The sequence below is a fragment of the Vibrio sp. 1978 genome (assembly GCF_033344345.1).
Window position 1 is genome coordinate 35,501 of the sequence record NZ_JAWPOP010000030.1, and the last position, 17,712, is coordinate 53,212.

23 protein-coding genes are annotated in these 17,712 nt (G+C 44.1%); 13 read left to right on the forward strand and 10 right to left on the reverse strand.

Annotation, left to right across the window (positions count from 1 at the left end; translation table 11 throughout):
• The first annotated feature begins 136 nt into the window (after positions 1-136).
• The 5 genes from R8N49_RS21255 (at position 137) to tdh (ending at position 7,350) form a co-directional block, all read left to right on the forward strand.
• The gene (locus R8N49_RS21255; RefSeq protein ID WP_258489165.1) at positions 137-1,546 is read left to right on the forward strand and encodes an aminotransferase class V-fold PLP-dependent enzyme; all 1,410 of its coding nucleotides are present in this window, start codon (positions 137-139) and stop codon (positions 1,544-1,546) included.
• 62 nt (positions 1,547-1,608) lie between these two features.
• Complete coding sequence (locus R8N49_RS21260) at positions 1,609-2,541, forward strand: transporter substrate-binding domain-containing protein (RefSeq protein WP_053307925.1); 933 nt, start codon at positions 1,609-1,611, stop codon at positions 2,539-2,541.
• Positions 2,538-4,868, forward strand: coding sequence for a putative bifunctional diguanylate cyclase/phosphodiesterase (locus R8N49_RS21265; protein WP_318190071.1), 2,331 nt, complete (start codon positions 2,538-2,540; stop codon positions 4,866-4,868). Before R8N49_RS21260 ends, R8N49_RS21265 begins: the two co-directional genes overlap by 4 nt.
• A gap of 212 nt (positions 4,869-5,080) precedes the next feature.
• Positions 5,081-6,274: a glycine C-acetyltransferase gene (locus R8N49_RS21270; protein ID WP_005375095.1), complete on the forward strand. Its 1,194-nt coding sequence runs from the start codon at positions 5,081-5,083 to the stop codon at positions 6,272-6,274.
• A 44-nt stretch (positions 6,275-6,318) separates the two neighbouring features.
• Entirely contained in the window at positions 6,319-7,350 is a 1,032-nt protein-coding gene (gene tdh / locus R8N49_RS21275) for an L-threonine 3-dehydrogenase (RefSeq protein WP_318190072.1), read from the forward strand.
• A gap of 166 nt (positions 7,351-7,516) precedes the next feature.
• Here the strand turns inward: tdh and R8N49_RS21280 are convergent, their stop codons facing one another.
• From R8N49_RS21280 to R8N49_RS21320, 9 genes are all read right to left on the reverse strand, one after another.
• A complete protein-coding gene (locus R8N49_RS21280; protein ID WP_318190073.1) occupies positions 7,517-8,737 on the reverse strand; it encodes a tyrosine-type recombinase/integrase in 1,221 nt (406 codons plus the stop codon).
• Positions 8,716-8,901, reverse strand: coding sequence for a hypothetical protein (locus tag R8N49_RS21285; protein WP_318190074.1), 186 nt, complete (start codon positions 8,899-8,901; stop codon positions 8,716-8,718). The genes R8N49_RS21280 and R8N49_RS21285 overlap by 22 nt, the downstream gene beginning before the upstream one ends.
• A gap of 99 nt (positions 8,902-9,000) precedes the next feature.
• A complete protein-coding gene (locus R8N49_RS21290) occupies positions 9,001-9,216 on the reverse strand; it encodes a hypothetical protein (RefSeq protein WP_140154888.1) in 216 nt (71 codons plus the stop codon).
• Positions 9,209-9,814: a 3'-5' exonuclease gene (locus tag R8N49_RS21295; RefSeq protein ID WP_318190075.1), complete on the reverse strand. Its 606-nt coding sequence runs from the start codon at positions 9,812-9,814 to the stop codon at positions 9,209-9,211. The genes R8N49_RS21290 and R8N49_RS21295 overlap by 8 nt, the downstream gene beginning before the upstream one ends.
• Before the next feature lie 13 nt (positions 9,815-9,827).
• A complete protein-coding gene (locus R8N49_RS21300) occupies positions 9,828-10,070 on the reverse strand; it encodes a hypothetical protein (RefSeq protein WP_318190076.1) in 243 nt (80 codons plus the stop codon).
• Positions 10,063-10,275 (reverse strand): hypothetical protein, encoded by a 213-nt coding sequence (locus R8N49_RS21305; protein ID WP_014232336.1) that lies wholly within the window; start codon positions 10,273-10,275, stop codon positions 10,063-10,065. Before R8N49_RS21305 ends, R8N49_RS21300 begins: the two co-directional genes overlap by 8 nt.
• Position 10,276: 1 nt before the next feature.
• Positions 10,277-10,654: a hypothetical protein gene (locus tag R8N49_RS21310; RefSeq protein WP_318190077.1), complete on the reverse strand. Its 378-nt coding sequence runs from the start codon at positions 10,652-10,654 to the stop codon at positions 10,277-10,279.
• Positions 10,655-10,668: 14 nt separating this feature from the next.
• Positions 10,669-10,953 (reverse strand): hypothetical protein, encoded by a 285-nt coding sequence (locus R8N49_RS21315; protein WP_318190078.1) that lies wholly within the window; start codon positions 10,951-10,953, stop codon positions 10,669-10,671.
• Positions 10,954-10,985: 32 nt separating this feature from the next.
• Positions 10,986-11,234 carry a PapB/FocB family fimbrial expression transcriptional regulator gene (locus R8N49_RS21320; protein ID WP_318190079.1) on the reverse strand — a complete coding sequence of 83 codons (249 nt, stop codon included), beginning with the start codon at positions 11,232-11,234 and terminating at the stop codon, positions 10,986-10,988.
• A 482-nt stretch (positions 11,235-11,716) separates the two neighbouring features.
• Between R8N49_RS21320 and R8N49_RS21325 the strand changes: the two genes are divergently transcribed.
• Positions 11,717-12,613, forward strand: a complete 897-nt coding sequence (locus R8N49_RS21325) for a sialate O-acetylesterase (protein ID WP_318190080.1) — start codon at positions 11,717-11,719, stop codon at positions 12,611-12,613.
• 94 nt (positions 12,614-12,707) lie between these two features.
• Here R8N49_RS21325 and R8N49_RS21330 read toward each other — a convergent pair whose 3' ends face one another.
• The gene (locus R8N49_RS21330) at positions 12,708-13,325 is read right to left on the reverse strand and encodes a helix-turn-helix transcriptional regulator (protein WP_318190081.1); all 618 of its coding nucleotides are present in this window, start codon (positions 13,323-13,325) and stop codon (positions 12,708-12,710) included.
• 513 nt (positions 13,326-13,838) lie between these two features.
• Between R8N49_RS21330 and R8N49_RS21335 the strand changes: the two genes are divergently transcribed.
• The 7 genes from R8N49_RS21335 (at position 13,839) to R8N49_RS21365 (ending at position 17,634) form a co-directional block, all read left to right on the forward strand.
• On the forward strand, positions 13,839-14,348 hold the full coding sequence (locus R8N49_RS21335; RefSeq protein WP_318190082.1) for a phage regulatory CII family protein: 510 nt from the start codon (positions 13,839-13,841) through the stop codon (positions 14,346-14,348).
• On the forward strand, positions 14,345-14,536 hold the full coding sequence (locus R8N49_RS21340) for a hypothetical protein (protein WP_318190083.1): 192 nt from the start codon (positions 14,345-14,347) through the stop codon (positions 14,534-14,536). The genes R8N49_RS21335 and R8N49_RS21340 overlap by 4 nt, the downstream gene beginning before the upstream one ends.
• A gap of 179 nt (positions 14,537-14,715) precedes the next feature.
• On the forward strand, positions 14,716-14,889 hold the full coding sequence (locus R8N49_RS21345) for a hypothetical protein (protein WP_318190084.1): 174 nt from the start codon (positions 14,716-14,718) through the stop codon (positions 14,887-14,889).
• Positions 14,889-15,104 (forward strand): hypothetical protein, encoded by a 216-nt coding sequence (locus R8N49_RS21350; protein ID WP_318190085.1) that lies wholly within the window; start codon positions 14,889-14,891, stop codon positions 15,102-15,104. The genes R8N49_RS21345 and R8N49_RS21350 overlap by 1 nt, the downstream gene beginning before the upstream one ends.
• On the forward strand, positions 15,104-16,018 hold the full coding sequence (locus R8N49_RS21355; protein ID WP_318190086.1) for an ATPase: 915 nt from the start codon (positions 15,104-15,106) through the stop codon (positions 16,016-16,018). The genes R8N49_RS21350 and R8N49_RS21355 overlap by 1 nt, the downstream gene beginning before the upstream one ends.
• Positions 16,019-16,020: 2 nt before the next feature.
• Positions 16,021-16,701: a replication protein P gene (locus R8N49_RS21360; RefSeq protein ID WP_318190087.1), complete on the forward strand. Its 681-nt coding sequence runs from the start codon at positions 16,021-16,023 to the stop codon at positions 16,699-16,701.
• 234 nt (positions 16,702-16,935) lie between these two features.
• The gene (locus R8N49_RS21365) at positions 16,936-17,634 is read left to right on the forward strand and encodes a phage antirepressor KilAC domain-containing protein (RefSeq protein ID WP_318190088.1); all 699 of its coding nucleotides are present in this window, start codon (positions 16,936-16,938) and stop codon (positions 17,632-17,634) included.
• Positions 17,635-17,712 lie beyond the last annotated feature (78 nt).

Consider the following 17,712-nt stretch of genomic DNA (forward strand, 5'->3'; position numbering starts at 1 on the left):
AAAATTGGAACTAAAGTCACTTAATGGCAGAGGAAAAAATTAAACTCTGATTGTAATGGGTAATAATGTTTTAGTAACAGATAGTTACGCACTTAAAATTAATAATATGGCTAATTTCCGACAAGGATTGAAAAAGATGAAAGACAAGGAATCTATTCAGACTAATAGCAGCCGCCGTAATTTTCTGAAAGGCGCAACAGGAGCTGTTGTTGCTGGTGTGAGTGCTTCCGCTTTCTCAGGCGTAGCTCAAGCACGAGAACAGAAAATTGATTGGAGCAGCCGCGGGCTAGGTAGAAAACACGATAAGCGCTTCTGGCGTAAAGTGCGAAGACAGTTCGTTTTGGACAAACGAACCACTTACATGAACATTGGTACAACAGGTTCAATGCCAAAACATGTTCTTGAAGATTACGAGTATAACAACAATCTGGTGGCTAAATATCCTTGGGACATGAAAGGCAAATTTGGCTCTTGGCCTTATGTTTCAGAGATGGTTAAAGACGTCGCACCAGGTTTTGGTGCTAACCCAGAAGAGATCATTCTCAGCCGCAACACTACTGATGGCTTATGCTCGATCATTAATGGCTTACACTTTGAACCAGGTGATGTGATTCTAACGACACACCATGAACATATTGCTGCAACATCACCTATGAACGTAGCGAAACATCGTTTTGGTGTGGATGTGGTAGAAATTCAACTACCAGTATTTACTGGTACCGAAAACGTTTCTGAGCAAGATTACATTCAAGCGTTCCGAGACGCGCTTGATGCGAATCAAAACGTTCGCCTAATTGTTTTCTCTCATATCACATACAAAACAGGAACCGCGCTACCAGCAAAAGCCATTTGTGCTTTAGCAAAAGAGTATGGTGTACCTACTCTTGTTGATGGCGCGCATACGGTCGGTATGTTTGACCTTGATTTCCACGATATGGATTGTGATTTCTATGCAGGTTCTGGTCATAAGTGGCAGTGTGGTCCGGGCGCGACAGGTATTCTGTATGTTCGTGATAACGGTAACCGTTTGAATGAGTATTGGAGTGACCGAGAGAACCCGTTATGGTTGATCAACTCCTCACTTTCTCATGCTGATTACCTAGGTAAACAGCTGCAAATGCAATACATTGGTAACGATAACTATCCTGCGAAACAAGCACTAGTTGATAGTTGCAAAATGTGGGATGAGATTGGTCGAGACCGTATCGAAGAGCGAGTTGTAAGCCTTGGTAGTTTATGTAAAACCTTGCTTCAAGAGTACTTACCACAAGCCAAAATGTATTCACCAAACGTGGAAGGCTTAACCAGTGGCTTAACGACGGTTAACCCGTTCTCCGATGTAACTAATGAAGAGATACTGACGGAATTCCGAGATCGTTTACGTGAAGAGTATGGTTACATCATCCGTACGACTAGCTTTAAGCTGCATAAGGATGATGACTTTGATACTTACGCGCTGCGTATCTCTACGCATTTGTTCCATGACGAACAAGATGTGGAAGGGCTCGTAGTGGCGATGACGAATTTGTATTACTCGTCGTTCTAACATCGTTGTTTATCACTCAAGCGCCCATTATTGGGCGCTTTGTGAAAGGTAAGGATATTATTATGTCAGTCATAGCATTTAAAAGAACTTTAGCGACGGTGGCGCTCATGGTTACCTCTGTTGCGTCGTCTGCCGCTTGGTCAGACGATTTACAACAAATCCGTGAACGCGGTGTACTGCGTCACATTGGTGTCCCGTACGCTAACTTTGTCTCCTATATTGAACAAGGTGAAGTGGAAACTTTGACTGGCTTGGATGTAGAGATAATAAAAGGTTTTGCCAAGTCGCTAGGTGTTCAGTACCAGTATGTTCCAGCACAGTGGAGCGACGTGGTTGGTAAGTTGACAGGGCAAAATGTGCAATATCACAACAAGCAGGCTGTTGTCGGAGAAAGTGTTCCAATTGAAGGCGATTTGATCGCAAACGGCGTTACTATTCTTGATTGGCGCTCTGAGGTAGTCGATTTTTCACAGGATTATTTTCCTTCAGGTGTATGGTTGGTTTCCAGATCCGACTCTAGTCTGAGCCCGATTAAACCAAGTGGGTCGGTCGATGAAGATGTTAAAAACGTCAAGCAGCTGATCGATGGTCGCGAAGTGTTAGCTTTAGAACATTCTTGCTTGGATCCTAACCTTTATGACTTATATGACACAGGTGCAAAAGTTATATTACCTGATGGGGCGCGTCTCCTTAATGAGATGGTTCCAGCGATAATGAAAAATGATGCGGAAAGCACATTATTAGATGTTGCGGATACGCTAATTGCCCTCGAAAAATGGCCGGGCGAAATAAAAGTCATTGGCCCTATATCTGAAAATCAAAAAATGGCTGTTGCATTCCGTAAAAATTCCCCTGAATTACGCAAAGCATTTGATCGTTATTTAGACTCGATAAAAAAAGACGGTTCATACGAAAAATTAGTAAAAAAATACTATCCATCTATTTACTACTTTTATAACGATTACTTTATAGAAGATAAAAAGAAAGTCCGATGAATAAGGCCGTTAAAAAATTTTCCAGTAAAAGATTTATTACAATAAGCGCAATATTAGTTTCAATTTACTTAGCTATGCTTATTACTGTGACTAGCGTAGGTCAAAATAAATTAAAAGAATCTCAATACAGAGAACTAGATTTAAAAGTAAAAAGTTATGCAAGCACACTCGATAATTTATTTACCATAGCGAGTGAAGATGTTGATAATCTAGCTACAGATAAAACAATACAAACATTCTTTGGTAATTTAGCTTCTGGCATGTCAATGGAGTATGGATTAGGTGCCAGTCTAATTAATTTAAAGCGTCGCTTCGATGAGAAGATAGACAGTAAGCTAATTAATAGCAGCCAAATCTATAAGAAGCTCACGCTAGTAGGCAGTGATGGAGTCACCATTGTCACCACTGGATCTGAAAACCTTGCCGAGCACAAAATGGACATACAAACCTTAATGACTCAACACGGGCATCCCGAAGAGGTTTGTGCGACGCGATACAATGATGACGTTCGCATTCAAGTCATTAAGCAAGTTAAGTTCTCCGGAAAGCCTGTTGCCTTTTTAATTGCCGATCTTAATAAGAATATTGTTATTGACCAACTTACTAACCAAGAACACGAAGATAGTTATAGCCGAATGGTGCTAAAAATAAAAGACGTGGAAATGGTTGTATGGGATACCATAAATAAAACACCTTCTCACAATAAGGATGAGAACTATTTCGTTTCTGAGGCTGTAGACGGAAAAATTTACTTTGAAGTTCCTGTGGATAAACATCACTTCAAATTGATGGCGTGGTTCGAGCCTTTGAGTGAACGAGATATATTTACATCACGGCTCTTTATTATTGGTTTGAGTATTCTGGCCGTTATGATCGTCATTGCTTTATGTTATGCATTCATCACGAACAATAATAGGATTGAATTGAAAATTAAGCTTGAGGAAGAAAAAAAGCGTAAAGATATTCTTTCTCAACAGAATAAAAAATTAACGAACGAAATTGAACGTCGAAAAGCGTCTGAAAAAGAACTCGCCTTCCAAGCTAAATATGACACATTAACCAATTTACCTAATCGTAGTTATGGTTCCGAGCGATTGGCTTTGGAGTTAATTAGGGCATCGCGTAGTGGGTCTAAAGTTTTGGTGATGTTCATCGACTTAGACCACTTTAAGCAGATTAACGATTCAATGGGACACTTTGTTGGGGATGAAATCCTTAAACTCAGTGCTCAGCGACTGTATCAAGTCGCAAGAAAAACAGACTTATTGGCGAGAATTGGTGGGGATGAGTTTTTACTCGTCATCCCAGACTTGCCTGATAATGATACTGCAAAGCGAGTTGCTTCAAGTGTGCTTTCGGCGTTTAACGATCCGTTTGTTTGGAACAACCATGAATTCTTCTTGAGTAGCAGCGTCGGAATGTCTGTGTTCCCGGATGACGGAGACAACGCTGAGCAGCTCCTTGCATGTGCTGATATGGCAATGTATCGGGCGAAACAAGATGGGCGTGATGGCTTTTGTTTTTATAACCATAATATGAACCAAGATTTGCAACGCTATTTGGATCTGGAAAATCGTCTGAGAAGTGCGATCTCCAATCAGTTATTAGAGCTGTATTATCAGCCAATTATTGAGCTGAGTAGTGGTAAAATCGTAGGGGCAGAAGCGCTAATGCGTTGGAATGATGACAAGTACGGATTTGTAAACCCTGAAGAGTTTATCTCTATTGCAGAGAAAAATGGTTTAATTCATCAAATTGGTGAGTTTGCTATTCAACAAGCGTGTCGACAAGCGGCACAATGGCAAAGTCTGACTCCGTTGTTTGTTTCTGTAAACTTTTCTAGTGTTCAATTTAGGTACTGCGAGCGCTTACTTACGTTTATTAAACACAGCCTTGAGGAGTCTAGTCTTCCGTCAAATAAGTTCGATATTGAAGTGACAGAAAGTCTCCTCTTCAATCACGATTCTGAGCTATTAGACATGCTTAATAACTTACGAGCGTTAGGCACCAAACTTACTATTGATGATTTTGGTACTGGTTATTCTGCGCTGAGTTACTTGCAGAAGTTTCCGTTCGACCGCTTAAAGATTGATCGTAGCTTTATGCAAAATATGTTCGAGAACGACTCAGACCGCGAGCTTGTCAACGTAATCATAGCAATGGCGAAAGCGCTGGATCTTAAGATCGTCGCAGAAGGCATCGAAGAACAGCGTCATGTGGATTACCTGAAAAACCTAAACTGTGAGTTCGGACAAGGTTTCCACTATAGCCGACCATTACCTGCTAAGGACTTTGAAACACTTTTGGCTAAGCCTACCTGGCTATAATTCCTTTTATAACAACCTTATAGAAAAGCATTAATCGAACTTGTGCCTAGGATTCATTAATGCTTTTCCACCTTAAGGTATAATCCTTCCTCCTTCCTTGAATTACACTACAATTAATTGATGAGTGATAGCCCGTGACGCCCGTCACATAAAGGCTAAGCCTAATTCTAAACGAGTAAATACTCGCCAAAATAACTAGGAAGGAATTTCAAATGTCTTCTGCATTCTACCAACAGATTCAGCAGCAAATCGAAGAAGTAAAGGCGGAAGGCCTTTACAAATCAGAGCGTGTCATTACGTCTCAACAGCAAGCGGCTGTTAAAATCTCTACTGGTGAAGAAGTACTAAACTTCTGTGCGAACAACTACCTTGGTCTTGCTAACCACCCGGCACTTATCGAAGCGGGTAAAGCAGGCATGGACGAGCACGGCTTTGGTATGGCTTCAGTACGTTTTATCTGTGGTACGCAAGACATCCACAAAGAGCTTGAGCAGAAGCTTTCTAAGTTCCTAGGTAAAGAAGATACGATTCTTTACACATCATGTTTCGACGCAAACGCGGGCCTATTTGAAACTATTCTAGGCAAAGAAGACGCAATCATCTCTGACGCTTTAAACCACGCGTCAATCATCGACGGTGTTCGTCTATGTAAAGCAATGCGTTTCCGCTACTCAAACAACAACATGGAAGAGCTAGAGCAACAACTGATCGCTGCGAAAGAAGCAGGTGCTCGCCACATTCTTATCGTAACGGACGGTGTGTTCTCAATGGACGGCGTAGTAGCAAACCTTCCGGCTATCTGTGACCTAGCAGAGAAGTACGGCGCGTTGACTATGGTTGATGACTCTCACGCTGTTGGCTTCATGGGCAAAACAGGTGCAGGTACGCACGAGCACCACAACGTAGTTGACCGTATCGACATCATCACTGGTACGCTAGGCAAAGCAATGGGCGGCGCTTCAGGCGGTTACACATCTGGTAAAGCGGAAGTGATTGACTGGCTACGTCAGCGTTCTCGTCCATACCTATTCTCTAACTCTGTTGCACCAGCAATCGTAAGCGCTTCTATCCGCGTTCTAGATCTACTAGAAGAGAGCGGTGACCTACGTGATCGTCTATGGGAAAACGCAGCACACTTCCGTACTCGTATGGAAGACGCTGGTTTCACAATGGGTGGTGCTGACCACGCAATCATTCCGATCATGCTTGGTGACGCAAAAGTAGCAGCAGAATTCGCAGAGCGTGCGCTGGAGAAAGGCATCTACGTAATCGGCTTCTCATTCCCTGTAGTACCAAAAGGTCAAGCACGTATCCGTACTCAAATGTCTGCGGCGCACTCTCGCGAGCAGCTAGACCGTGCAATCGACGCGTTCATCCAAGTTGGTAAGGACATGGGTCTTATTTAAGATTCTAGGCCTTAGACAATAGGGCCTTTAATTAAGGTTACATTATGAAAATTAAAGCATTATCAAAGCTAAAGCCTGAAGAGGGCATCTGGATGACTGAGGTTGATAAACCAGAAGTTGGCCATAACGACATTCTGATCAAAATTAAGAAAACCGCTATCTGTGGTACAGACGTACACATCTACAACTGGGACGAATGGTCACAAAAGACAATTCCAGTGCCTATGGTTGTTGGTCACGAATACGTGGGTGAAGTGGTTGCGATTGGTCAGGAAGTTCGTGGCTTTGAAATCGGTGACCGCGTATCTGGCGAAGGTCACATCACGTGTGGTCACTGTCGTAACTGTCGTGGCGGCCGTACTCACCTATGTCGCAACACGATTGGTGTGGGCGTTAACCGTGAAGGTGCATTCGCTGAATACCTAGTGATCCCAGCGTTCAACGCGTTCAAGATCCCTGAAGGCATCTCTGACGATCTAGCGTCTATCTTTGACCCGTTTGGTAACGCAGTACACACAGCACTTTCTTTCGACCTAGTAGGCGAAGACGTGCTTATCACAGGTGCTGGCCCAATCGGTATCATGGCAGCAGCGGTTGCTAAACACGTTGGTGCTCGCCACGTAGTGATCACAGACGTGAACGAATACCGTCTAGAACTTGCTCGTAAGATGGGTGTAACACGCGCAGTAAACGTGGCTGAAGAGAAGCTAGAAGACGTAATGGCTGAGCTAGGCATGACAGAAGGCTTCGACGTTGGTCTAGAAATGTCTGGTAACCCAGCAGCATTCAACTCAATGCTAACCACAATGAACCACGGTGGTCGCATTGCACTACTAGGTATTCCACCGTCAGACATGGGTATCGACTGGAACCAAGTTATCTTCAAAGGCTTGGTGATCAAAGGTATCTACGGTCGCGAAATGTTCGAAACTTGGTACAAGATGGCTTCATTGATTCAATCAGGTCTGGATCTGACACCAATTATCACGCACCACTTCAAAGTTGATGACTTCAAAAAAGGCTTCGACGCTATGCGTAGCGGGGCTTCCGGCAAAGTTATCCTTGATTGGGAATAAGCCTGAAGGGTTAAAATCGTTGGGGCGTTGAAAGTTTTCTAGCACTGTATACACATCCAGTCAACTGGTAAATTTAGGTATATGTGCGGATAAAAAAAGCCCCAATTTAGCCCCAAAGCTCCAAAAAAATAGCCCCAAAGAAAAACCGCCAGTTTTGGCGGTTTCTTTATTTCTGCAATTTCTCCAACTCTCTCCACACTCGGTCGGATTCTTTCTTGTTCGATTCCTGCAACCACTTGCCATAAATCTTGGCGACCATCGTAATGTTCGCGTGCCCCATTTGTTGGGCTAGGTAGCTGACGTTCACGTTCGCATGGGTGATCATCCAACTCGCATACGTGTGACGCGTTTGGTACTGATTGCGATATTTAATGCCAGCCGATGCGCAGGCCTCTTCCCAAATCCTACCTAATGCACGTTTCCCATAATAGTCGTAGTCACTGCCTTTTTGCTTGCGAACGGCTTTAGGGTTAAAGACAAACCTCAATGTTTCCTGTCTAAATGTTTTACCTGGAAGTTCAACATCATGCGTTTTCGCTGGGTACAAATAAGTAAGATGGCGCTGGGCTTTTAACGCCTCGATCGCTGGTGGCATAAGATCAACATAGCGCTCTTCATCCGTCTTGGTGGTTTTAAGGCCACGCTTCTCATAGGTGGAGCGTCTTACATGGATGGTTTTATTCTCGAAGTCCACATCTTCCCAAGCTAATGCACAGAGCTCACCGCTGCGCAGGCCTGTGTATATAAGCAAGATGAACATGTTTTTATGCTGCAACTGGTTAAGGGACGCTAACGCTTTGTCGATCTCTTCAATCGAGAATGGCTCGATGTCTGCTCTGGCTTCTTTAACGCGCTCGAGCAATTTGGAGTAATCCTTATCGACGTATTCCATCTTAAACAGCCAAGCCAAAAACGCATTAATCGTGACTAGGTTTCGGTTCACTGTGCGCGCCCCCAAGTTCTTAACCAACTTCTGCCTAATGGTGGAAAGCGAACGGGGTGATAGGGTATCGCAAGAGCGATTTGCACCATACATCTCACAGAAGTCTCTCATGACCCAATCGTATCGTTGTAGTGTAGAAGATCGCACATCCACTTCTTTAGACTCAATAAAGCGCTTGGCTAACTCACCAACCGTGATGGATTTTGGTTTGCCGGTGGCATGCTTGGAATTTGGGAAGTGCTGAGCATAATTGAAAACACCGATCTTCATCTCATAAAGGATCGTTTCCCGTTTGCTTCGTGCAAAGTTGATATTCTGCTTAGTTGGTGGAAGCCCTAGTGATTCTCTGTGCCTTTTGCCCTTGTAGTAAAAGACTATGCGAAGGCTATGACCATGGCATTCAATGCCAGAAGGAAGACTGTTTACATCTGATCGCGGTGCCACTTATTCCACTCCTCAATATCGACCATCCACGAGCCGCCAACCTTTTTGATAACAGTTGAAGGGTATTGTCCAGTACGAGCTGCCTTACGTAACGTATCCTCCTTTAAACCAATTAGAGGGCTAGCAGCTTTTAATGCGACAACCTGAAACTGAGCACGGCTCATAAAACCTCCAATAAATAATGAAAATAAAAGTCCTGCAATGCCCCATTATCAAGTGATGGGGCATAGGCGAATTACATAAATGAACTAAGGGACGAGAAGCTAAAGCAGGTCTACGGATTGCTCTGCAAAGTTGGACATGAACTCAGGTGATAGGCTGATATCACTCGGAAACTCTTTACATACCCCATAGCCGTTGGCTTCGTTCTCAGGTTTGATGAAAGTCAGTTGAATAACTTCACGACCTTGAATAAAGCTGAAGTAGGGGCCTTTTGCTGTCACCGCGCCCAGTTCGGTTTGGAAAGTTGCATTAGCCATCACTCACCTCTGCTCCCTTTAGGTTGTCTAGTTCCATCCAAATCTCACTCACATACTTCGCCTGAAATTTCGCATCGTCTAAAGCGCTGTGATGGGTACCTTCACGAACTAGGGTGCTTTTCGGGTCAATGCCTAATATATCTTTGCCCATTCGAACGATGGTTCGCACATCAAGATCATTCCAGTGACTGAAAGAAGGTTTCATGCGGCAGGCTTTAAATGCGTTTCGGGTAATCACATTGTCGAATTCTTTGCCGTTACCCCATAGGTGCAGCTCTGATGGTTCACCAAGATCCGCTAACCACTGGTTAAAGTGCTCCAATGCGTTCTTAAGGCTAGATTTGGTCACATCATTGCTGAATATTTGTCTGGCTTCATCGCTTTGTTGTAGCCACCAATTCACTGTAGAGGCGTCAATCTCGCCGTAGTAAGCTGAACTGTTTAGACTGATGACTTCTTCGAAGTCTGCCCCTAACTCTCCGGTATTTGGATCAAAGACAACAGCGCCAATGGAAACGATAGCGGCATTACTTCCGTTGCCCATTGTTTCTAGGTCTAGCATTATGTGGATCTTATTAGCCATTACTGTACTTTCCATTATCTCTTCTCCACTAAAAACTTTCAGGTCTTGCTACTGAGCGAACTAAAGCCATTATCCCTTGCTGTAAATGGGTCTTCCCGATTTGAGCCCAGCGCATATCAATTGCATGATTACCAGTCATCGCATTGCTTGCTTCTAACTTTGAAACCAACGATTCGAGCTGCTGCCCTTGCTCTTTAATCTCATTCATTAGGTCGATTTCGTCTTGGGTTAGGTCTCTGTAGCCTTTGATTTTTTTGTGTTGATTATCCATGTGTAAGTTCTCCTTTAACGTATTGCAGTGCATGGTTAACACAGCATTGAATAGTGTTTGCTTTGTCGTAAGTACCGTAGTGGTAGTACTGAATGCCACGTTCGATGGCTTCATCCAGCTGGTGGCCGGAGATGCCTTGTGCTTGTAGCTTGTTGGTTAAGTGACGTTTAACAAAGTGTTCGTTTGGCTTTTTGGTTTCTGACATCTCACGCTCCCCACTGCGGTAATAAAACATTCGGTTTGAACGGATGAGCCTTTTTGACAAAGCGGAAGCCTTCACAATTAGAAGCACCTCTTGTATGCGGCTTCTTACCTGGAAGGTTGTCTTTCTCGTCCATCGTTAGCTCGTAGTAAGGTTGGAGTGATCTTGGCTCAGACTTAATACCTACACCCTTACCACGCAGGTAGTAGACGGCTTTGCAAATCAGTTGCGACTTAACTCCTAAATCACTACAAATCTGATAGGTCGGGTTTCTGCCTGGATGTTCAAGCAAGTACCTACCCACCGCTTTTGATCTTCCGCTGCCATTTATAGATTCAATGATGCGTTGTGCTTTTTCGTATTGTTCTTTGGTAAGTGCCATGCGCTTTCCTTGCTCTAAATTAAAGCCTGTTGAGATTTGTGTTTTCTTGAGCGAGGCTTTTGATTAACAAATGGCTTCGCATTGGCTGGCTTGAGCTTCTTAAACTTGTATTTGGGTTCGAGAGCTTGAGCAAAACGAATACCAGCATGACAAAGAGATTCGTAGAATGGATCTTTGTGGTTGCATTGATTGAAGAATGCTCGTCCTTCTTGAGCTGCTTGGCGAGCGATACGTTCACTGCAGCCGTCTTCAACTAAATACTCGTGTATTTTGTTTTCTACATAACGCTCAATACTCACGATAAACTCCTTAGATTGAGTTAACTCACTTATCACTTTTGTGATTTAAACCTTTGCCAGTCGAGTTCCTTGATTTTCTCGATAGTGGTGTCTATTGCTTGAACTCGGTCAATCGCCCGTTGGAAATTGGATTCAGTGATACCAGCTAATTCCGCGCAGGCAGAGAAGTTCAAACCGTCAACGAAGTAACGCAAAAGAGCTTCTATTTGCTGTTCGCTGCGCATCTTGGTTAGGGAGAGAACCAGTTCCACTCGCTGTTTGGACTCCATGCCTTGAATCATTGCTATTCCTATTGGTAGATATTCAATACACCCTAAAACCCTTGCTCTGAAAGGCTTTAGGTTGTGCCCTTAGTAAGGGCATTCCCGTTCCCATCCTTGGATAGTCACTCCCGGTCACCGTTTCACTTTTCGTCGTAAGACAGACATAGGCAGAAACGCTCCGGTGCAGTGGTTATTCGCCCCACCAGATGCTGGGGTAAGTCGGTTGATACATACAATACCTATGGGTAACGTGTTTGGTCAATACCTTTGGGTAATTATTTTTGTTGCAGGCACAAAAAAACCGCCCGAAGGCGGTGGGAAAAGTGCCTAGCTTGCTTTTTGTTCGCCAATGTTGTCTAGGTAGTGGACTGGTAAGCTCGTCTTTACCAGCTAAGCGTTTCTTATATCTTCTTTTTTTAAAAGTTTGTCTGCTTTATGTGTTATTGTCTTGGCTTAAATATAGTTAAAAATGGGCCTAGGTTTATAAGGATTAATAACGGATGAAGTTTTTAAAATTATTAGCTTTTTCAATAGTTGTGTGTGCTAGTTTTGTGTATGGCTTAGGTGTGGGTTCATATCATTGGTTCCCATTCGAAAAAATAAAGCAATTAAAGCAATCATCTGTTGAAACTGACTTCACTTTTTCTCGTTTCGGAGCTAGAAATGACGTTTTATCTTATGATGCCACTAGAGAAGTAATTTCTTGTCCGCCTGCAACTGATAGGCTTGGAGTTTTGGTGTCTTTCGGTCAAAGTAATTCCGCAAATTCTGCTGATTATCTAGTTAAAAGTGATGAGGTTCCAAATGTAATTAACTGGTATGAAGGGAAATGTTATGAAGCCAAATCCCCTCTGCTAGGTGCTACTGGTAAGAATGGCGAGTGGATAACGCTGACTGCTCAGTCATTAGTAGACAATGGCACATATGATCAAGTTGTTATTCTATCTCTTGGAGTTGGAGGCTCTCCTATAGCCGCATGGTCCAAAGGTAGTGAATTGAACGATAGGTTTTTAAGTGAAATCGCTGAAATACGCAAGATGTATAATGTTACTGACATGATCTGGCATCAAGGTGAAACCGATTTCGAATGGAGGGTCAGTTCTGAACAATATGTGGACTCGTTTTCTAGTTTAGAAGAATCAATTAGAAATGCAGGGGTGATGGCTCCAATATTTATGTCGATTGCAAGTTACTGTAATGGAGGGGAGTATCCTAATGCCATTACTTACGCACAGAATAGTTTGGTTGACATGTTTGATGGGGTTGAATTGGGTGTGAATACCGATGAGCTAATTTCAACACGAATGAGAAGGGAAGATGGCTGTCATTTTAATAAGCATGGACAAATGGCAGCTTCTCAGGCTTTAGCAAGGATAATCTCAACTTTTCATGAATAGCAAGTTTACCTGACCACTGAATATAAATAGGACTCTGAGTCCTATTAATATTCAGTGGCCTGAAACGCTGTGGTTGGTATCTAATGGAAGTTCTTTACAACATGACCGAATACCAAAATACTCGACCGAGTACGACGATATCAGTCGCTTGTTCCTGTGAGTAGCGTTCCTCGGGGTGTTCTTCTGCATTGTAGCTGCGCACCCTTAAGCCACCACCTGGTGTCTTGTACAAGAGCTTCACTCTAAGCTCACCGCAGTGATTAATGGCGTACATTTTTCCGTCTACTACCCCTGTACTAGAAGTATCAATCCCGACAGTTGAACCGTCCGGTAATACGGGTTCCATACTATTGCCCGTCGCTTTTACGCATACCGCGCACTCTGGCGGTACGTTGTAGCGGCGTAACGTCGATTTGGCAAAACGCAGTTTAAGACCGGTATGTTCACGTTCGACTACTTCACCGCTGCCAGCTGAAAGGCGAATATCTGCAAAAAACGGCACTTCTACCTCATCATCTGAAAGTGGGGTTTTACGATCCCATGCGTCGATGGTCCCTAAAATTTGAGCATTTGACTCGTTGTTTGAGTTTTCCAATGAGGGGGTCAATGGAGAGTCCAAGTACCCTTGAGGTAGTTGAAATTTGGTTTCTATAACCTCAACCATCTGTTCCGATATACGCTTCTTGGCTTTTTTTCCTTCCGGATAAAGCATTCTGGATACATAAGAAGGATCGCGATCAATTACTCTGGCTAGTTCTGCAATCTTTCCATTGCATCTCTCATCTCTGAGTTTTATTAAATGTTGTCTTCGGAGTTCGTAACGATCCATGCCTGCGCTGACCTTTAATTTTCCTATCTAAACAGATACTAACAATCCACTTACCAAAAGGTAAATAACCCACAGGTAATGATTTGGGTTGTGTTCTATGCTTACCTGTGGGTATACTAAATTCCCAATAGTGAGGTAAGCATGGAAAAACTACGAGTGTATTTGAATTCAATTACAAAATCTGAACAGGTTGAATTCGCAAATAAATGTGGAAGTTCAGTAGGTTATTTAAGAAAGGCGATTAGCGTTAATCAGCTTCTTAATCCTCTTCTCTGCGTTCAAATAGAACTCAATTCTCACAATGCAGTCACTAGACCAGATCTGAGACCCGATGATTGGCAGCAGATTTGGCCTGAACTTAATAAATAAATTACCCGAAGGTACGGAGGTGATCCAATGACCCAATCTCAAGGCAAGGGGAAATTCCCTCGCTTCTATGAAGGCGTTATTCGTTTTAAGAACAACCACAGCCTGCGCGCTATTGCGTTAAGGCTTGGTTACTCAGAAGTGGATTACAGCAACCGACTCAAGAAGCGCTTTAACACCAACCAACCGGAATCAAAGTTGTTTGTTGATGATGTTATCGCGTTCACCAAAGAGTCTGGTGACTACAGCATGATCGACGGCCTATGCAAAGAGGTCGGGCTGTGCACACCTATGCCGTTTAACTACAACTCCCAGGCAAATCTTAATGCCGAGTTTTTGGTTGCTACTAAGGCGCTTGGTGAGATGGCCGAGCAACTTAACGTAAACAAGCTTTCAGCCAATGGCGTTAGCCGCTTGTCTTCATCCATTCATACGCTGGTGGCTTCGGCCATGACGATTGGTTACGCCGCAGAGAGTCGCTTTGGTGGAATCAGCATGGCCATGATGTTTGGCGATATGTCTTCGGGAGTTTTGTCATGAATGTGATGGAAACCCTCAACACGATAGAGCAGCTGGCGCAGATGTATCGCAACTCTATTGCACTGGAGCAGAACGCTGTGGTTAAGCACGAGCTGGAGAAGGAAGCACTCAAGGCGATCAACACAAAGAGCCAGAGATATTTGGCACATCTAGAAATGGAAAAGCCCCAACAAGCGGCAACTTGTTAGGGCCGTGAATCAGCAAACGAAGGTCGATTCAATGGAAAGAGTAACACAACAGCGCCATCGCGCAAGAATTAAGGCTGTCTTAGTTTTTGATAACTACGTCTATTTTTTGGCGACTAAACCAGGCGATTGGAAATGGGTAAGTAAACGAACTGTAAGCCGAATGACACAGGAGCAGGGCTATGGAATTAAGTGAGCGTTTAAAGCAGGTTGATCACCTCCGTCGCGCTGCGATGGGGAACGCCAAGTTTAAGGCGAGTGCCAAGCAGCATGAGTCGGCATTAAAACCAAAGTCACGAGCTCTGGCAAAGAGTAAGCCACGCAGTTCGTTTGCCGATTGGGCAGGGGGTAAGTGATGTATTTTTCTGCTGCGTATTTTGACTTAGACGGCCAAGAGCTAACAACGGGCGGTTTCTCGCTGCTTACTCGTTCTCGCTACAAGGCTGTCGTGGATGCTCAAACCATTACTGGGTTCATGCTGATTTTATTTGCTAATAACTTTGCTGTGTTGGGGCAGGGAAGTAAACGTTTGGTAGTAGGGGCAAGATTACCAAAGGAGGATAGACAGTAATGTCTCGACTTTTTGATGTAGTTAGAGAGCTTTCTGGTCAGAGCGCAAATATCACCATATCCCGACCTTACATTTCTCTGTTTAAGGGAAATTACACCCATGCGGCAGTGTTATCTCAGTTGGTGTTTTGGTCTAGCACGAAACCCCAAGGCGAGTGGTTTTATAAGTCGAATGACGAACTGGGAGAAGAGCTATCGTTAACCGTTGATCAGGTGCGTAACTCTGTTCGCCAAATAAAATCCAAGTTAAACGGGGTGTTAGAAACGGCACGCAAGAAGGCAAATGGAGCTCCGACTACGCACTACCGAATTGATGGTGATGCGCTGGTGGATCTTCTCTTTCCTCCATCTGAACACATTTCCCAAATGGATTCGGTAGATCTACCGAATGGAAACGGGACATCTACCGAATCGAATCGGGAGAACTCCCAAATCCTAGGAAGTGGGACATCTACCGATTCCATTAACAGATCCAAACCATATACAAACAAACAGATCTTACCCCCTAGTCCCCCTGAGGGGGAAAAGTCAGGGCAAATTGTTCCTGACGTGAAACCTAAATCCTCGTCGAAAAAGATCACAGTTGATTCCGATTTGGATTTTTCTGTGCTTGGTGAAATCTCACCAGAGCAAATCCAAATGATTTTACGGATCCGAAAATCGAAGCGTGCCAATGTGACTCAGAACGTGCTGAATCAGCTCGCCAAACAATTTGGTATTGCGTCCAGAGACTATGGTTTGAGCCTGCAAGATTGTTTGGACGAGTGGGAGTTCAGGAACTGGCAGGGTTTCAAGGCTGAGTGGCTATCGAGAACCAACCGTAGCCTGAGTGAAATCAACCAGGATACCAGTTGGATAGAGGGTATGGACCATGAACTACCTAAGCACGATGACTTGAGCTGGACGGGAGGTTAATCATGAAATCGGTAGTGAATTTGGCTCAGGGTTTGAGCGTGGTGCAGGGACACCTCGACAACCATCAAGAAGCGCGCATGGATGACTCGCGACAAACTGCCAATCATGTAAATCAAATATTCAAGGAACTGCTGCAGGCTTGCCCAGCGTGGAATGTTCGCTTTGAGAAGAAACCACAGGAATTGGCTGATCTCAAGCGTAGCTACCTCAAGGGGCTGGTTGAAAATAACCTGTACGACCTACGAGAGATTCAATATGGCATTCGCAAGGCCCGCTCGAGCGAGAGTGATTTCTTCCCTAGTGTTGGAAAGTTCATTTCGTGGTGCAAGCCGTCAGCTGAAGATATGGGGTATCCAACAGCTCGAGAGGCGTTTAACCGGATAGCAGAATACAACAGCCAAGATACCCGTTACAGCTTGCCGCCACTAATTTTGGCCACGTTTAATCAGATTGGTCATTGGGACTTAACGCACCTTCCTGAAGCCAAGTTGTTTCCTATCTTTGAGTCTCAATATGGGCACCTCATCAAGCGTTTGGTTGCGGGTGAAGATATTTCAGTGTTTTGTCCAAAGGCGTTACCAACCCCAGAGCAGCGAACAAAAACACAAGGTGAGAAGGAGCAAGATCGCAAGAATGGCTTATCGATGATAGCCAGTCTGAAAGCAAAACACTTTGGTAGGTGAGCATGGTTGAACGTTTGATTAAGTTGATGGTTTCGCGGCCTAAGGTTTGGGTACCCGGGGAGCTTTGCAGGGAGTTAGAGATTTCTGCTTTGGAGTTAACTCAGTTAATCACTAAGGCTCGCAAGCAGGGTGTGGAAATACATCGGATGTCGGACACGAGAACCGGCAACACAATCAAGATTTGGATAAGGGCCTAGGGCTCTTGAGTCAATACTGGTGAGCGGAGGGAGTTGAATGCTAAGTATCAGTACCCAAACAGAGATGACAATGAGCAGTCGAGAGATTGCTGTGTTCGTAGGAACTACGCATGACAGTGTACTAAAAACATGTCGTGAATTAATTCACAGGGGTGTCGTTTTCGGAACGGAGACCCAGTACCAGCACGAACAAAACAAACAATGGTACCCAGAATTTCATTTTAACTATCGCAACACGATGGTTCTTGTTTCTGGATACAGCGTTGAGATTCGGGCAAAGATCATTGATCGCTGGCAAGAGCTAGAAAAACAAACTCAGCTTCAAGTTCCGCAATCATTTGCTGAAGCACTGCAGTTAGCGGCTAACCAAGCCAAGGAACTGGAAGAAAAGAACCAGGCATTAGCCATTGCGGTACCAAAGGCAGAGTTTGCAGATGCTATCGCGGGAGCGGATAAAGGCGTGAAGCTTGGTCAGTTTGCAAAAGCGGTCGGTTTAGGGCCTGTGACTATTTTCCGTGTACTACGAGAGTTAAAGATCTTCATGAGCCGTGAAGACTCTTACAACTTGCCGTATCAAGACTATGTCGAGCGTGGTTACTTTACGGTGAAGCAGGGCACTTACGAGACTAACTCCCAAACCAGAATAAGTCACACAGCATTGATCACCGGAAAGGGTGAAATCTGGCTGCGTAAAAAGCTTCTTGAAACAGGTCATTTAAAGGCGGTGGCAGCGTGAAGATCATTCGAGTATTACCCAATAGCAAAGCGGTCGATGCCTTGTGTATTTGCTATGAGAACAAGCGGGTTTATACCC